The organism is Serratia liquefaciens ATCC 27592, from assembly GCF_000422085.1.
GTDB classification, from domain to species: Bacteria; Pseudomonadota; Gammaproteobacteria; order Enterobacterales; family Enterobacteriaceae; genus Serratia; species Serratia liquefaciens.
Window position 1 is genome coordinate 661,610 of record NC_021741.1, and the last position, 17,175, is coordinate 678,784.

A 17,175-nucleotide genomic window follows, 5' to 3' on the forward strand; every position below is an offset into this window, starting at 1 on the left:
CCCTATATTACGCCGATAATTTTCCACAATGAAAGGGGGAGGGCGACGGATGAAAGTTTTCTTGTCAAAACAGTTCTATCAGCGCTACTTCAGCGCAGTACGCCGGCAGCACGCGGACTGGTTGGGACTGGTACCTGAACAGGCGCGGCTGGAGATGTTGGCCCACCTGACCCAATGGGATATCGCGTCAATGACGGACAAGCAATACCGCGAGCACCTCTGAGGCTTCGGTAGCGAAAGTGTTTCTGAGTAATGGTGCTGTTCACCAGCCAGTGGGGTCATACCCACTGGTTTTTTTATTGTGGGCTGTGGGGATATTCTTGCAATTTTTTCCCCTTGGCCTAAGGTTCTGTCTTCCGCATTAAGGGCCTGAGACGAAGATATGAAACGACTGCATTGGCTGCCACGCCGCTTTAATCCCGTCTTTGCCGCTTTCCTGCTGATTGCTTTCCTTTCCGGTATTGCCGGAGCGCTATTGGCGCCGACCCTGAGCCTGTTTTTAACCACCGAGGTTAAGGTCCGGCCGCTGTGGGTGGGGCTGTTCTATACCGTTAACGCCATTGTCGGCATCGCGGTCAGTTTTCTGCTGGCCAAACGTTCGGACACGCGCGGCGATCGACGCAAGCTGATCCTGGTGTGCTGCCTGATGGCGGTCGGCAACTGCCTGCTTTTTGCCTTCAACCGCGACTATTTGACGCTGATTACGGCCGGGGTGCTGTTGTCGGCAATTGCCAACACCGCCATGCCACAGATTTTCGCACTGGCGCGGGAATATGCTGACAGCTCGGCACGTGAAGTGGTGATGTTCAGCTCGGTCATGCGTGCGCAGCTGTCGTTGGCCTGGGTGATTGGCCCGCCGCTTTCGTTTACGCTGGCGTTGAATTACGGCTTTACGGTGATGTTCGTTATTGCCGCGGCGACCTTTGCAATTTGTGCATTACTGGTGTGGTTTACGCTGCCTTCGGTGCCGCGTGTCGCGCCGGTAGAACCTGCCGATACGCTAATCGCAGCGCCTTCGGCACCGATTGCCCCAGTCAGCGCCTGGCGGAACCCGGATGTCAGGCGGTTGTTTATCGCCTCGGTGCTGATGTGGACCTGCAATACCATGTACATCATCGACATGCCGCTGTATATCACCGCCGATCTGGGCCTGCCGGAGAACCTGGCGGGACTGCTGATGGGCACGGCGGCCGGGCTGGAGATCCCGGCGATGCTGCTGGCCGGTTATTACGTCAAGCGCTTCGGCAAACGCAATATGATGCTGTTCGCCGTGGTGGCAGGCATCCTGTTTTATGCCGGGCTGGTGGTGTTTAAATTCAAGCTGGCGCTGATGGTATTACAGCTGTTCAATGCCATCTTTATCGGCATTATCGCCGGTATTGGCATGCTCTATTTCCAGGACCTGATGCCAGGGCGGCCCGGTGCGGCGACAACGCTGTTTACCAACAGTATTTCTACCGGGGTGATCCTGGCCGGGGTGCTGCAGGGCGCGTTGGTGGAAAACCTGGGTCATTACGCGGTGTATTGGCTGGCGGCACTGCTGGCGGTGGCGGCGTTATGGATGAGCGTTCGCGTGCGAGAAGTGTGAGTTTAAACGTCGTCAACATTGACGCATGTCATTGAGAACATTACGCCAACGGCCCAAGCTAAACGAAACCGGAGCCCGATCGCTGTGCTCCCGCCCATCTTGCTGCTGAGATGCCGATCCGTTTAGAAAAGTGGGTATGTTATGGATAAACTAACACCGCTCAAACCTGTCCCTTCCCTGTGTGCCGTCGTCGTCGCTCTGCTTATCTGGTTTGTGATCCCGGTTCCCGAAGGGGTTGCGCCCAATGCCTGGCATCTGCTGGCGCTGTTTATCGGCACTATCATCGCCATCATCGGCAAGGCAATGCCGATTGGTGCGGTTTCGATAGTGGCCATCGCACTGGTGGCCGTAACCGGTGTCACTAACCCCGGCAAACCGGGCGCGGCGCTCAATGATGCACTCAGCGGGTTCTCCAACCAGTTGATTTGGTTGATCGGTTTTTCGATCATGATCTCCCTTAGCCTGAACAAAACCGGGCTGGGCGCGCGCATTGGCTACTACTTTATTTCGTTGTTCGGTAAGAAGACGCTGGGGATCGCCTATGCATTGACGCTGGCGGAAACCACCCTGGCGCCAGTCACCCCAAGCAATACCGCCCGAGGCGGCGGGATTATCCATCCGATCATGAAGTCAATCGCCGACAGCTTCGGCTCGCGGCCCGATCTGAATACCTCAGGCAAAATTGGCCGCTATCTGTCGCTGGTGAATTACAACATCAACCCCATCACGTCGGCGATGTTTATCACCGCGACTGCGCCTAACCCGCTGATCGTCAGCCTGATCGCCAAGGGGACGCACGGCAACTTCGAACTCTCCTGGTCAATGTGGGCAATTGCCGCTCTGGTGCCGGGCGTGTGTTCGTTGATCGTTATGCCGCTGGTCATTTATCTGTTGTATCCGCCGGAGGTGAAAAGTACCCCGGACGCGCCGCGCTTCGCCCGCGACAAGCTACAGGCTTTGGGGCCAATCACCTTGCCGGAGAAAATCACCCTGGCTGTGTTTGCTCTGTTGCTCGTGCTATGGGCCGGCATTCCGGCGATGATCTTCGGCCCGGCGCTGGCGGTTAACCCCACCACGGCCGCGCTGATTGGCCTGGCGGTGCTGTTGGCGACCGGCGTGCTGAGTTGGGAAGACGTTTTGAAGCACAAAGGGGCCTGGGATACGGTGGTGTGGTTCTCTGCGTTGGTGATGATGGCCAGTTTCCTCGGCAAGTTGGGGTTGATTAGTTGGCTGTCGCAGACCGTGGGCAGCGGTATTGATCATATGGGGATGAGCTGGGTGGGCGGCACCGTGCTGTTAACCATCATCTATCTGTATTCGCACTACTTCTTTGCCAGCACCACCGCACACGTCACCGCCATGTTTGCCGCCTTCTTTGCCGCTGGCGTTGCGCTCGGGGCGCCACCGGCGCTGTTGGGCCTGATCCTGGCGTTTTCGTCTTCTCTGATGATGTCACTGACCCACTATGGTACCGGGACGGCGCCGATCATTTTCGGTTCCGGCTATGTGACGCTGGGCGAATGGTGGAAAGCCGGTTTTGTGATGAGCGTGATTAACCTGCTGATTTGGATGTTAATTGGTGGGGCCTGGTGGAAGTGGCTGGGTTACTGGTGATACCCGTCATACTTGAAGCTGCTGCGGTGTTGGCTGCGTAAGCGCACCCCTGTCACTTAGTTCACTAAGCTCCAGGGGATTTACTTACTTGCCGCCTTGCCGCAGCTCCAATTATTTAGGGTATTAGCCGCTGATCAGTTCAGAAACGCGGGCTGCTGCGCCTCGTAGCGTGAAATATCCGCTTCGTGTTGCAGCGTCAGGCCGATGCTGTCCAATCCGTTAATCATGCAGTGGCGACGGAAGCTGTCGATCTCAAACGGGTAGCTTTTGCCGCCGGCATTGACCGTCTGATTCTCCAAATCGACCACGAATTCGACTCCTTCGTTGTCGGCAACCAGCTTGAACAGTTCATCAACCTGTTGTTCGCTCAGCGTGACCGGCAGCAGCTGGTTGTTGAACGAGTTGCCGTAGAAGATATCGGCGAAGCTTGGCGCAATCACCACTTTAAAACCGTAATCGGTCAGTGCCCACGGAGCGTGCTCGCGTGAGGAGCCACAGCCAAAGTTTTCGCGCGCCAGCAGGATGCTGGCACCCTTGTAGCGCGGCTTGTTCAGCACGAACTCAGGGTTTGGCTGCTGGCCAGCGTCGTCGAGGAAGCGCCAGTCGTTAAACAGGTGCTGGCCGAAGCCGGTACGCGTCACTTTCTGTAAAAACTGTTTTGGAATGATGGCGTCGGTGTCGACGTTAGCCGCGTCCAGAGGCACGACCAAACCAATATGTTGAGTAAATTTAGACACGTTAGCCCCTTAGTGAATATCACGGATATCGGCGAAATGACCGGCAACGGCCGCCGCCGCTGCCATCGCCGGGCTGACCAGGTGAGTACGTCCACCGCGGCCCTGACGCCCTTCGAAGTTACGGTTGCTGGTGGAGGCACAGCGCTCGCCAGGGTTCAGACGATCGTTGTTCATCGCCAGGCACATTGAGCAGCCCGGCAGACGCCATTCGAAACCGGCTTCAATAAAAATTTGATCCAGGCCTTCCGCTTCCGCTTGAGCTTTCACCGGGCCGGAGCCCGGCACCACGATCGCCTGTACGCCATTGGCAACCTTGCGGCCTTTGGCGATTGCCGCAGCCGCACGCAAATCTTCGATACGTGAGTTGGTACAAGAGCCGATAAACACTTTGTCGATCGGCACTTCGGTCAGCTTGATGCCCGGTTTGAGGTCCATATAGGCCAACGCTTTTTCTGCCGAGGCACGTTCAACCGGATCGCTGAACGATTCCGGCGCCGGGATTGCCTGATTAACGGCAATAACCTGCCCTGGGTTGGTACCCCAGGTAACCTGTGGCGCGATGTCTTCGGCGCGCAAGGTCACTACGGTATCAAATTTGGCGTCGTCATCTGACTTCATGGTGCGCCAGTAGGCGACGGCCTGTTCCCAGTTGTTACCGGTTGGGGCAAACTGACGGCCTTTCAGGTATTCAAAGGTGATGTCGTCCGGAGCCACTAACCCGGCTTTGGCGCCCATTTCGATCGCCATGTTGCACAGGGTCATGCGGCCTTCCATGCTCAGCGCTTCAATCGCTTTACCACAGAATTCCACGACGTGACCGGTACCGCCGGCGCTGCCGGTTTTGCCGATGATCGCCAGCACGATGTCCTTGGCAGTAATGCCTTCGGCGGCATCACCGGTGACTTCAATCTTCATGGTTTTGGCGCGACCCTGTTTCAGGGTTTGGGTAGCCAGCACATGTTCCACTTCCGAGGTACCGATACCGAAGGCCAGCGAGCCGAAGGCTCCATGCGTCGCGGTATGAGAGTCGCCGCAGACGATGGTCATGCCCGGCAGCGTCATGCCCTGCTCAGGGCCGATGACGTGTACGATGCCCTGGAAAGGGTGGTTCAGGTCATACAGCGAGACGCCGAATTCAGCACAGTTCTTGATCAGCTCCTGCATTTGAATACGCGCCATCTCGCCGCTGGCGTTGATGTCTTTGGTTTGGGTCGAGACGTTGTGGTCCATAGTGGCGAAGGTTTTGCCAGGTTGGCGCACCTTGCGGCCCATGGCGCGCAGACCGTCAAATGCCTGTGGCGAAGTGACTTCGTGCACCAGATGGCGGTCGATATACAACAGCGGCGTTTCGTTCGGCGCTTCGTACACCACGTGGGCATCGTACAGCTTCTGATATAAGGTCTTGGCCATGTTATGCCCCCTGAGCTACAAAGCGGGCGATGATGTCACCCATTTCATCGGTGCTGATGGCTTTACCGGTACCTGCCAGATCGGCGGTGCGGTAACCCTGTTCCAGCGCCTGGTTGATTGCGCGTTCTACGGCATCCGCTGCTTCAGTGGCACCCAGGCTGTAACGCAGCAGCAGGGTGGCGGACAGGATCTGGGCGATTGGGTTGGCGATGCCTTTACCCGCGATGTCCGGTGCAGAACCGCCTGCGGGCTCGTATAAACCGAAGCCTTGCTCGTTCAGGCTGGCGGACGGCAGCATGCCCATCGACCCGGTAATCATTGCGCACTCGTCGGACAGGATATCGCCGAACAGGTTGGAACACAGCAGCACGTCGAACTGCGACGGGTCTTTGATCAACTGCATGGTGGCGTTGTCGATATACATATGCGACAGCGACACATCTGGGTAATCCTTGGCGACCTGATTGACCACTTCGCGCCACAGAATCGAGCTCTGCAATACGTTGGCTTTATCAATCGAGGTCACTTTATTGCGGCGCTTGCGGGCAGATTCGAAGGCGATGCGCGCAATGCGTTCGATCTCGAAGCGATGATAGACCTCGGTGTCGAAAGCGCGCTCCTGCATACCCTGGCCTTCACGGCCTTTCGGCTGGCCGAAGTAGATACCACCGGTCAGTTCACGCACGCACAGAATATCGAAACCGCGGGCGGCGATGTCGGCCCGCAGCGGGCAGAACTCTTCCAACCCTTGATACAGGCGAGCAGGGCGCAGGTTGCTGAACAGTTTGAAGTGCTTGCGCAAGGGCAGCAAGGCACCGCGTTCAGGCTGTTCTGCCGGCGGCAAGTGTTCCCATTTCGGGCCACCTACTGAACCGAACAGGATGGCGTCGGCTTGCTCGCAACCGGCGAGGGTTGCCTGTGGCAGCGGACTGCCATGACGATCGATGGCAATACCACCGACGTCGTACTCGGCTTCGGTGATGCGGATATCAAAGCGCTGACGCACTGCGTTCAACACTTTACGCGCTTGGGCCATTACTTCCGGGCCGATTCCGTCTCCGGGCAAGACGGCAATGTGGTAGGTCTTCGTCATGTTCACACCGTTTCCTGATTATTTTGATGTTTGTTTTGCTGCAGACGCTGCTTTTCTTTTTCTACCTGCTGGGAGCGCCAAATATTATTCAGTACGTGAACCATCGCCTTGGCGGAGGATTCCACGATGTCGGTCGCCAGACCTACGCCATGGAAGCGGCGGCCGTTGTACGACACCACGATATCAACCTGGCCCAGCGCATCGCGCCCCTGGCCCTTGGCGGTTAATTGATATTTCACCAGTTCGATCGGGTAACCGGTAATACGGTTGATTGCCTGATAAACCGCATCAACCGGGCCATTGCCGGTGGCCGCTTCGGCTTTCTCTTCTTCGCCGCAGACCAGTTTCACTGAGGCGGTGGCCATAATGCTGCTGCCTGACTGCACGCTGAAGTAATCCAGGCTGAAGTGCTCTGGTTCTTCCTGCTGCTTATTAATGAAGGCCAGCGCTTCCAGGTCGTAATCGAACACCTGGCCTTTTTTGTCGGCCAGCTTCAGGAAGGCAGCGTACAGATTGTCCAGGTTGTAGTCCTGTTCCTTATAGCCCATCTCTTCCATACGGTGTTTCACCGCAGCGCGACCGGAACGGGAAGTCAGGTTCAACTGTACATCCTTCAGACCTATGGTCTGCGGGGACATGATTTCGTAGTTTTCGCGATTTTTCAGCACGCCGTCTTGGTGAATACCGGAAGAGTGGGCAAAAGCATTGGAACCGACGATCGCTTTGTTGGCCGGGATCGGCATGTTGCACAACTGGCTGACAATCTGGCTGGTACGGAAGATTTCCTGATGATTGATGTTGGTGTGCACGTTCATGATGTCCTGGCGCACTTTGATCGCCATGATCACTTCTTCCAACGAGGTGTTGCCTGCGCGTTCACCGATACCGTTCAAGGTCCCTTCAACCTGGCGGGCGCCAGCCTGTACGGCGGCGATGGAGTTGCCGACCGCCATGCCCAGATCGTCGTGGCAGTGGACGGAGATAATGGCTTTATCGATATTCGGTACGCGGTCATACAGGGTGGTGATAATACCGCCAAACTGGTTCGGGGTGGTGTAGCCCACGGTGTCTGGGATATTGATGGTGGTCGCGCCGGCATTGATAGCGGCTTCCACCACGCGACACAGGTTATCGATTGGCGTACGGCCGGCGTCTTCGCAGGAGAATTCTACGTCGTCAGTGTAGTTACGGGCGCGCTTCACCGAGCGTATTGCCATCTCCAGCACTTCGTCGAACGAGCGCTTCAGTTTTGATTCAATATGCAGGGTCGAGGTGGCCAGGAACACGTGAATGCGGAACGCTTCGGCGACGCGCAATGCTTCGGCCGCGACGTCGATGTCTTTATCTACGCAACGTGCCAGGCCACAGACACGGCTGTTTTTAATCTGGCGAGCGATGGTTTGCACGGATTCGAAATCACCCGGTGAGGAGACAGGGAAGCCTACTTCCATGACGTCGACACCCATTCTCTCCAGCGCCATCGCTATCTGAATCTTCTCTTTCACGCTCAGGCTGGCCTGCAGCGCTTGCTCGCCATCACGCAAAGTTGTATCGAAAATAATGACTTGTTGGCTCATCGGGTGGTTCCTTATCGTGTTTATTTCACGCTAAGCGGGTAAAAAAAAACCCGCGCAGTAGCGCGGGTTTGTTATGAGGGTGGGCTGAATCAGCTCTGAACTCCGTCCACCGGCATACCGCGCAAACAAGATGCGTTAAGTAGTAGGCCTAGTAGACGGTAAGTGTGGTTCATAGCGGTTCAACTCTCTAAATGAATGTCGTTGCCTAATTTGATACGTTATTGGCTTAACTATGTCAACACCTGATTGAAAATGAGGGTACTCCTTTAGAGCCCGATTAGCGCACTCTGAGAAACAGACGATAGTTCGGAGAAAAATGACATTGTCAGAGAAAAATTGAGGGCGGGTTTGCGGCCCAGTTAGCATAAATGAAATGAATATATATCCCTGCAATTGCTTCTGACTGTCATTGCGTTAAAATTAAAAATGCAAAAATCACGAAGCCGTGTTTGCCAAAATTAAAAATGGCGGATTCTGTATTTTTAGCATTCATACCTTATAAGAGGAGTGTGTTTTTTAAAATCGTTAGTAAAGTTAACAGATACCCAAAGGTAACAGGTTGGTTATTGGATGACGTATGCTTTCGAATACTGTCTGGTGGGACACCAGTAATGGAGAACGACGGCTTGTTATGAAAGTCATTAAAAGGATGTCAGAAGATTTTATGCTGTCGATGAAGATAACGTAATGAAAACTGAATTTTGGCTTTAAACCATGTTGGTACATAGGACGATGCTCGAGCCCGGCTTAAACTGGCGGCTGAGATATGACTAATTCTTTCTTGCGTAATTAAGACTGCGATTTCGTTGTTTTAGTTAGGTTTGATGAATTATCTACACAGGACTTAGTGGAGTGGGATATGTCGGAATTTAATTCGGAAATTGTTGTTGATAAAGACGCTGGTGATATTCATTTACGCAGCGTCGATCTGAATTTGCTCACGGTATTTGATGCGGTTATGCAGATGCAGAATATTACCCGAGCGGCGGGGATTTTGGGGATGTCGCAACCGGCGGTGAGCAATGCCGTCGCACGTTTGAAACTGATGTTTAACGATGAGCTGTTTGTACGCTGTGGGCGCGGCATTCAACCTACAATACGGGCGAAACAGCTGTTCGGTCCGGTCAGGCAGGCATTGCAACTGGTGCAAAATGAGTTACCGGGCGCGGAGTTCGAGCCCTTTACCAGTGAGCGCGTTTTCTCTATCGCAATTTGTAGTCCGCTTGATTTACGTTTGGGGGCGTCAATAGTCAACCATTTAAAGGAAATTGCGCCACAGACTCATCTAAAAATAAAATCTTATATAAGCAATAACATCGATAATCAATTGCGTTATCAAGAGGTCGAGTTCGTCATCGGTTATATCAACTTTGAATGCTCCGAGTTTAAACGCGTGGCGCTTTTTGACGATGAGCTGGTGTTGGTTGCTGCCAAGAAACATCCTAGAATTAAAGGCGAAATTACGCCGAAACAGATTATGGCAGAGCCGCATGCAGTAGTTTCATTAGAGAGTTTTTACTCTTTCAGTAAACCTTACTATATAGAAGAGTCGATGCAACGCCTCGTCACTCAGCAATGTACAGATTTATATAGCGTGTTGAATATCGTTTCCAATACTAACACAATTGCTATTGTTCCAGCCTGGTTGGCCCGGCAGCAGGCTGACGCATTGCAATTGCAGCTTATTTCGCTGCCCTGGAATGAAAATAAGGCTACCTGTTACCTTGCTTGGCATGAATCTGCAGAACGTGATAAGGGGCATCAGTGGATGAAAATCGTGCTTGGCCAGCCTGATACACCAGAGTAAATCAGCTTACCAATTACCCCCGAGATGATGATTTCTTATTGGGGGTGATTTGTACTGTCGATTTACTAGGAATTACCTTGGGATTAACTAAGATTTATCTTTATTTTCCCACTCTGCATTAACTCCTTTCGAAATTTGTCAGATTGGCACATTAAAAAAATCAATATAAAATTATATCCTGCAATTTTAATTATATTTAGTTTTTATCTCTGTGCCAGGATGGGCTTTTCGGTCTTGCATTTTGTGGCCTGGATAAAACCTTTTCCTCCCCTTTTTGTCCAACGGTGAGACGCGGTGTAATCAACCTGAGTTTTGGCTCACACTTCTACGCTGAAATCTCTTTTCCCGTTGTCTGAGAGTAGGTAGACTGCGCGAAAAAAAGTAAACACGTGTAAGCTGAGTTGTGAGGAGAGGTTATCCCACACTTCGCTAACTGTTTGATTCATTTCAGGCTTAGAGCGCTATGATCAATAATCTGCTGCAATACCATTTGACTCACCGTATACAGCACCAAATTTCTCACCGTGCCGATCGCACTGCTTTTCGCCAATGGTCTCCCCAGGGGGAGACCCAAATGACCTGGAAGCAGGTCGATACGCATATCAATCTCATCGCCAGTGCGCTGTTGGCATTGGGTGCCGACGTGCAGGAACGTATCGCGATTTTTGCCAATAACTGCATGGCCTGGTCGCTGGCGGATTTGGCCATTCTGCAATTACGGGGTGTGAGCGTGCCGCTGTATGCCACAAACACGCCGGCCCAAGCGGCTTTTATCATCAATGACGCCGATATCCGTATTCTGTTTGTCGGCGAGCAGGCTCAATTGGATGCCGCCATCGCGCTGCGCGGTGTGTGCCCGCAACTGAGCCACATTATTGTATTTGATGACAGCGTCGACCTGCATGGTTGTGAGATTGCCCAACACCTGAGCACCTTTGAACGTGAAGTCGACGTAGCGGCGTTCTCATCCCAATTGCAGCAACGCATAACCGATTGCGATCTGCGGGATCTCTTCACGCTGATCTATACCTCCGGCACCACCGGCGAACCCAAGGGTGTGATGCTGGATTATCGCAACCTGGCTGCACAGCTTTATCTGCATGATGAGCGGCTGACGGTGAATGAAGAGGATGTGTCTCTCAGTTTCCTGCCGATGTCACACGTGTTTGAACGGGCCTGGAGCTTCTTCATCATGCACTCTGGCGCGCAAAACGTGTTCTTGCCGAATACCGATTGGGTGCGCGAAGCCATGGCGGCGGTGCGTCCGACGCTGATGTGCGCGGTGCCGCGCTTTTACGAAAAAATCTTCAGCGCAGTGCATGAAAAGGTCGCGCGTGCGCCTTGGCTGCGTCGGGCATTGTTCCATTGGGCGATTGTTTGCGGTGAGCGCAAGTTCCTGCAGGAGCGCGCCGGCAAGCCATTGGGCAAGCTGTTCGATCTTTCTCATCGCTGGGCCGATAAACTGGTGCTGAGCAAGCTGCGCGGTATCCTCGGCGGGCGTGTACGCTTCTTGCCGGCCGCGGGCGCCAAACTGGACGACAATGTCATCCTGTTTTTCCAGGCGATGGGCGTTAACATCAAATACGGCTATGGCATGACCGAAACCTGCGCCACCGTCTCCTGTTGGGAAGAGGGCAATTTCCGCTTTGGCTCGATTGGCAAGCCCTTGCCGGGGGTTGAAGTGCGTATCGGCGAGGAGAATGAAATTCAGGTGCGTGGGCCGGTGGTGATGCGCGGCTATTTCAATAAACCGCTGGAAACCGCCGCCTCCTTTACCGAGGATGGCTGGTTGAAGACCGGCGATGCCGGCGCCATGGATGAAGGTGGCAACCTGTTTATCACCGAACGTCTGAAGGATTTGATGAAAACCTCTGGTGGCAAGTACATAGCTCCGCAGATGTTGGAAGGCACGCTGGCGCAGGATCGCTTTATCGAGCAGGTGGCGATCATCGCCGATGCGCGTAAATTCGTTTCCGCGCTGATCGTGCCCAGCTTTGAATCTCTGGAAGAGTATGCGAAATCAATCAATCTGAAGTATCAGGATCGGATCGAGCTGTTGCGTCACAGCCATATTCTGGAAATGTTTGAAAGCCGCCTGCGTGAGATGCAAAAAGAGCTGGCGCGCTTTGAACAGGTAAAAAGATTTACCTTGTTGCCTGCCGCTTTTTCGATGGAGTTGGGTGAGCTGACGCCAACGTTGAAGCTACGTCGTAAGGTCATTTCACAGCGCTATCAGCGTGAAATTGACTCCATGTACCAGGATTAGATCAGCGATTGTCTCCGGACGGATTGTTCGGCGAAAAAAACAGCATAATCCTTGCCTGATATAGTTCTGTAATTCCTCGCCTGATTGAAACAATGCCTAGCCCGAGCCGCTGGCGGCTAGTGCATTGTTTCTGTAAACACCTGATCTCCAGCCGCTTGGCAATAACCATTCCATTACCAAGCCTTTTTGCTGTTTGCCTGCCCAATATTCTGACGTTATGTTAATCAGTTAGAACCAATCCACAAAAACTTTGGGGCAATGCCCCACAGCAGGCGCTACGTTCCGGCGCCAGACAAGAATAAGTAAGCCTGGAGGCAAACCCATGGAGATGTTGTCAGGAGCCGAGATGGTCGTCCGATCGTTGATCGATCAGGGCGTTAAGCACGTATTCGGATATCCGGGCGGGGCGGTACTCGATATTTACGATGCCCTGCATACGGTCGGAGGCATCGATCACATATTGGTGCGCCATGAGCAGGGTGCCGTGCATATGGCCGATGGCTATGCGCGCGCCACCGGTGAAGTCGGGGTGGTTCTGGTGACCTCAGGGCCGGGAGCGACCAACGCGATCACCGGCATTGCGACAGCCTATATGGACTCCATCCCGATGGTGGTGCTTTCCGGGCAGGTTCCCAGTTCGCTGATTGGTTACGATGCCTTCCAGGAGTGCGACATGGTCGGGATTTCTCGCCCGGTGGTCAAACACAGTTTCCTGGTGAAGCGCACCGAAGATATTCCCGGTATTTTGAAGAAAGCTTTCTACCTGGCTTCTACCGGTCGCCCAGGTCCGGTGGTGATTGATCTGCCGAAAGACATCGTTGGCCCGGCAGTAAGAATGCCTTATGCCTACCCGCAGGAAGTGAGCATGCGCTCCTATAACCCGACGGTGCAGGGCCACCGCGGGCAGATTAAACGCGCATTGCAAACTATCCTTTCGGCCAAGAAGCCCGTTATGTACGTCGGCGGTGGCGCGATTAATTCGGCCTGTGACGGTGAACTGCTGGAGCTGGCGGAAAAACTGAATTTACCGGTTACCTGTACCCTGATGGGATTGGGCGCGTTTCCCGGCACGCACCGCCAGAGCGTCGGTATGCTCGGTATGCACGGGACTTACGAAGCCAACAAAACCATGCATCACTCTGACGTGATCTTTGCCGTTGGCGTGCGCTTTGACGACCGTACCACCAACAACCTGGCGAAATATTGCCCGGATGCCACCGTACTGCATATCGATATCGACCCTACCTCAATCTCCAAGACGGTTGATGCCGATATCCCGATCGTCGGTGATGCCAAGCAGGTGTTGACCCAGATGCTGGAATTGTTGGCGCAGGAAGACAAAACGCAGGATCACGATGCGCTGCGCGATTGGTGGCAGTCTATTGAACAGTGGCGTGCGCGCGACTGCCTGGGCTACGACAAAAACAGCGGCACCATCAAGCCGCAGGCCGTGATTGAAACCCTGCATCGGTTGACCAAGGGCGACGCTTACGTCACCTCCGATGTTGGCCAGCACCAGATGTTCGCCGCACTCTACTACCCGTTCGACAAACCACGCCGTTGGATCAACTCCGGCGGGCTGGGCACCATGGGCTTTGGTTTGCCTGCCGCGCTGGGCGTCAAGCTGGCATTGCCTGATGAAACCGTGGTGTGCGTGACCGGCGACGGCAGTATCCAGATGAATATCCAGGAGCTTTCCACCGCATTGCAGTACAACCTGCCGGTGATCGTAGTGAACCTTAATAACCGCTATCTGGGGATGGTGAAGCAGTGGCAGGACATGATCTACTCTGGTCGTCACTCCCAGTCTTATATGGATTCCCTACCGGACTTCGTCAAGCTGGCGGAGGCTTACGGTCATGTGGGCATCGCCATTCGTACGCCGGATGAACTGGAAAGCAAACTGGCGCAGGCGCTGGCCGAAAAAGAGCGCCTGGTATTTGTCGATGTGACCGTCGATGAGACCGAACATGTTTACCCAATGCAGATCCGCGGTGGAAGCATGGACGAAATGTGGTTAAGCAAAACGGAGAGGACCTGATCATGCGCCGAATTTTATCTGTCTTGCTGGAAAACGAATCCGGTGCGTTATCGCGTGTGGTGGGTTTGTTCTCTCAGCGTGGTTACAACATCGAAAGCCTGACGGTCGCGCCGACCGACGACCCTACGCTGTCGCGTATGACGATCCAAACCGTCGGCGATGAGAAGGTGCTGGAGCAGATCGAAAAGCAATTGCATAAGCTGGTGGACGTGCTCCGCGTCAGCGAATTGGTGCAGGGCGCACACGTCGAGCGCGAAATTATGTTGGTGAAGCTGCAGGCCAGCGGTTACGGGCGTGAGGAAGTGAAGCGTTGTGCCGATATTTTCCGCGGCCAGATCGTTGACGTTACCGCTACGCTGTACACCGTGCAACTGGCCGGCACCAGCGATAAGCTGGATGCGTTCCTGAGTGCGGTGCGTGAAGTGGCCGAAATTGTTGAAGTGGCGCGTTCCGGTGTGGTCGGCGTATCGCGCGGCGATAAAATCATGCGCTGAGGGATGAGATTGGCGTAATCTGAGGGCGCGGCCAGGCTGCGCCCTTTGTTTTTCGGCGTTTTTTGCCCGTTTGCTGGCACCTTTCGGCAAAAGCGGTTGCTAGGCAGAGTTTTCTGCTGTTAGATCGCAGAGGCTGGATTGAATAACCGCACAGGATGCGATGGTTAATCCGGGCATGGTTTTCACTTCTATTTTCAGCGTCATTAAGGGGTTAACGTGAAACTGGATGAAATCGCGCGTCTCGCGGGCGTTTCGCGCACTACGGCCAGTTATGTCATCAACGGCAAGGCGAAGCAGTATCGTGTCAGCGATAAAACCGTCGAGAAAGTGATGGCCGTGGTCAGGGAGCACAACTATCACCCAAATGCCGTCGCGGCAGGGCTGCGCGCCGGGCGAACGCGCTCTATCGGTCTGGTGATCCCGGATCTGGAAAACACCAGCTACACCCGGATTGCCAACTATCTGGAGCGTCAGGCGCGCCAACGCGGCTACCAGCTGTTGATTGCCTGTTCGGAAGATCAGCCGGATAACGAAATGCGCTGCATCGAACATCTGCTGCAACGTCAGGTCGATGCACTCATCGTTTCCACCGCTTTGCCGCCGGAGCATCCATTCTATCAGCGTTGGGCCAACGATCCGCTGCCGATTATTGCCCTGGACCGTGCGCTGGATCGTGAGCATTTCATCAGCGTAGTGGGTGCCGACCAGGAGGACTCCTTCGCGCTGGCGCAGGAACTGCGTACCTTCCCGGCGGAGTCTGTGCTGTATCTGGGGGCATTGCCGGAGCTTTCCGTCAGCTTCCTGCGTGAACAGGGCTTCCGTCAGGCCTGGCAGGATGACGAGCGTCATGTCGATTATCTGTATGCCAATAGCTATGAGCGCGAGGCTGCAGGCGTGCTGTTTGCCGAATGGCTGAAAACCCATCCGATGCCACAGGCGCTGTTCACCACCTCATTCTCTTTGCTGCAAGGGGTGATGGACGTGACCTTGAAGCAGCGTGGCCGCTTACCGACCGATCTGGCGATCGCCACCTTCGGCGATCATGAGCTGCTGGACTTCCTTGAGTGCCCGGTGCTGGCGGTTGCGCAGCGTCACCGTGACGTGGCCGAACGCGTATTGGAGCTGGTGCTGGCCAGTCTGGATGAGCCGCGTAAACCTAAACCGGGTCTGACGCGCATTCGCCGCAATCTGTTCCGCCGCGGCAGTCTGAGCCGAAAATAATCCTATAGCAGGGGCGCTTAGCTGCGCTCCTGTTTCAAACTCCCCGTTATACGTAGCCTGTTACCCTGAACAGCCTTCTGCAGTATTCGAGAAAATATCCGTACACCACACCCATCGCCATCGATACCACAGCATTGCTGGCCACGGCCGTTATGATCTGCTGCCCGTCGGCACCGACGCTCCACAGGATCGCGGCATAAACCGGCGATTGGAAACTGACATAGGCCAGCAGATCGGCAAGGTTACGCAATAAAAAGGGGTATCGATCAGCACGCCTGGCGATGCGGATGAACAGGTCCCGATAGCGCCCGTAGGGCCAGGCGATCAGGATATTCACCGGAATCGACAGCAAGCGGGACGAGAGCGATTGTTGAAAGCTCATGCCGGAGACCAGAATTTCTATTGCCATACCGGCGATGAAGCAATACACCACCAGAGCAAAGGTATCGGCGGCGGCACTGCGCCAGTGAGTGGCAGGCGAGAGCATGGTGCAATCTCCGGAGTGTTGGTTAATGTTCTGTTAAATTTATTTTTTATAGTTGTTAATTCTGGTTTTTTCTTTCATTTGTAGTTTACATTGCCAGCTGGTGTCGGATAAGTAGCTTAATATTTTTATTTGGCGGCGTTGGGTGGTTTTTGTGCTGAGGACAGACGGCAGAATGTGGCGCGAAGGGATTAAAAATGGACTATTTCTAACTATTCAATTAAAACAATGGGTTGCATAATTTCTGACGATAAGGCTGTTTTCCACAGTAAAAATTGTGGTCATTAAACATGTAAGGAAATGAAACCATAATTGTAAACAGGTATTTTGGGAGTAATCTTACTAAATTGATTTGAATCGAAATTAACTCGCCTCGTAATATCCGAGTAATTTATTTTCCCATCTGGCTTATCAGCGGCACTTTAATTGAAGTAAAATAGCGCCCGACTTGAGGATGAATAACCGTTGTACGTTATTAACTCAATGGCTTACGCCGTATTTCGTTTGTAGGGCGAGTTAACGCCGAGCCTTGTCTGGCGCGGCTCGCGCTCGGTTACTGCGATGTGATTGCCGAGCTGAAAAATGAGACATCGATTGCAGAAGGAAGTATTGACTTAATTAATCGCCAATTTGTCAGGTTTTTAATCAGGTTCTTTCCGCTTAGAAAATTCTCCCCGTTTATCATGATGTTAATTTTTAATCATCTAATAAATAGCGTTCCTTTCGCGAGTCAGCTCCCAAAATGACTGAAGAAATATTGCCAAAGCGCTGGCGCTCTGGCTTGACAAGGTTTTCATACCCTCCGTAAACTCCATTATGTGGGAATTTGTGGGGTAAAGTGGT

At 53.7% G+C, this 17,175-nt stretch carries 14 protein-coding genes; 8 read left to right on the forward strand and 6 right to left on the reverse strand.

Annotated elements, in window-relative coordinates:
* The first annotated feature begins 49 nt into the window (after window positions 1-49).
* The 3 genes from sgrT to M495_RS03035 all read left to right on the forward strand — a co-directional run bounded on the left by sgrT (window position 50) and on the right by M495_RS03035 (window position 3,202).
* Window positions 50-223, forward strand: coding sequence for a glucose uptake inhibitor SgrT (gene sgrT, locus M495_RS24795; RefSeq protein ID WP_020825191.1), 174 nt, complete (start codon window positions 50-52; stop codon window positions 221-223).
* Between the two features lie 159 nt (window positions 224-382).
* Window positions 383-1,588 (forward strand): sugar efflux transporter, encoded by a 1,206-nt coding sequence (locus M495_RS03030; protein ID WP_020825192.1) that lies wholly within the window; start codon window positions 383-385, stop codon window positions 1,586-1,588.
* 141 nt (window positions 1,589-1,729) lie between these two features.
* Window positions 1,730-3,202, forward strand: a complete 1,473-nt coding sequence (locus M495_RS03035; protein ID WP_020825193.1) for a DASS family sodium-coupled anion symporter — start codon at window positions 1,730-1,732, stop codon at window positions 3,200-3,202.
* A gap of 134 nt (window positions 3,203-3,336) precedes the next feature.
* Here the strand turns inward: M495_RS03035 and leuD are convergent, their stop codons facing one another.
* The 5 genes from leuD to leuL all read right to left on the reverse strand — a co-directional run bounded on the left by leuD (window position 3,337) and on the right by leuL (window position 8,192).
* Window positions 3,337-3,939, reverse strand: a complete 603-nt coding sequence (gene leuD / locus M495_RS03040) for a 3-isopropylmalate dehydratase small subunit (protein WP_020825194.1) — start codon at window positions 3,937-3,939, stop codon at window positions 3,337-3,339.
* Between the two features lie 9 nt (window positions 3,940-3,948).
* Complete coding sequence (gene leuC / locus M495_RS03045) at window positions 3,949-5,349, reverse strand: 3-isopropylmalate dehydratase large subunit (protein ID WP_020825195.1); 1,401 nt, start codon at window positions 5,347-5,349, stop codon at window positions 3,949-3,951.
* Window position 5,350: 1 nt separating this feature from the next.
* Entirely contained in the window at window positions 5,351-6,442 is a 1,092-nt protein-coding gene (leuB, locus tag M495_RS03050; protein WP_041414192.1) for a 3-isopropylmalate dehydrogenase, read from the reverse strand.
* Between the two features lie 2 nt (window positions 6,443-6,444).
* Complete coding sequence (gene leuA, locus M495_RS03055) at window positions 6,445-8,019, reverse strand: 2-isopropylmalate synthase (protein ID WP_020825197.1); 1,575 nt, start codon at window positions 8,017-8,019, stop codon at window positions 6,445-6,447.
* Between the two features lie 89 nt (window positions 8,020-8,108).
* The gene (leuL, locus tag M495_RS26190; RefSeq protein ID WP_104410921.1) at window positions 8,109-8,192 is read right to left on the reverse strand and encodes a leu operon leader peptide; all 84 of its coding nucleotides are present in this window, start codon (window positions 8,190-8,192) and stop codon (window positions 8,109-8,111) included.
* Between the two features lie 686 nt (window positions 8,193-8,878).
* On the opposite strand from leuL, the gene leuO reads away from it, so the two are divergent.
* The 5 genes from leuO (at window position 8,879) to cra (ending at window position 15,848) form a co-directional block, all read left to right on the forward strand.
* Window positions 8,879-9,826, forward strand: coding sequence for a transcriptional regulator LeuO (leuO, locus tag M495_RS03060; protein WP_020825198.1), 948 nt, complete (start codon window positions 8,879-8,881; stop codon window positions 9,824-9,826).
* Window positions 9,827-10,289: 463 nt separating this feature from the next.
* The gene (locus M495_RS03065; protein ID WP_041414194.1) at window positions 10,290-12,092 is read left to right on the forward strand and encodes an AMP-dependent synthetase/ligase; all 1,803 of its coding nucleotides are present in this window, start codon (window positions 10,290-10,292) and stop codon (window positions 12,090-12,092) included.
* Window positions 12,093-12,414: 322 nt separating this feature from the next.
* The gene (ilvI, locus tag M495_RS03070; protein ID WP_041414196.1) at window positions 12,415-14,133 is read left to right on the forward strand and encodes an acetolactate synthase 3 large subunit; all 1,719 of its coding nucleotides are present in this window, start codon (window positions 12,415-12,417) and stop codon (window positions 14,131-14,133) included.
* A gap of 2 nt (window positions 14,134-14,135) precedes the next feature.
* Complete coding sequence (gene ilvN, locus M495_RS03075; RefSeq protein WP_004932806.1) at window positions 14,136-14,627, forward strand: acetolactate synthase small subunit; 492 nt, start codon at window positions 14,136-14,138, stop codon at window positions 14,625-14,627.
* Between the two features lie 216 nt (window positions 14,628-14,843).
* Window positions 14,844-15,848, forward strand: a complete 1,005-nt coding sequence (gene cra / locus M495_RS03080; RefSeq protein ID WP_020825201.1) for a catabolite repressor/activator — start codon at window positions 14,844-14,846, stop codon at window positions 15,846-15,848.
* 46 nt (window positions 15,849-15,894) lie between these two features.
* Here the strand turns inward: cra and M495_RS03085 are convergent, their stop codons facing one another.
* Window positions 15,895-16,335: an L-alanine exporter AlaE gene (locus M495_RS03085; RefSeq protein ID WP_020825202.1), complete on the reverse strand. Its 441-nt coding sequence runs from the start codon at window positions 16,333-16,335 to the stop codon at window positions 15,895-15,897.
* Window positions 16,336-17,175: the final 840 nt, after the last annotated feature.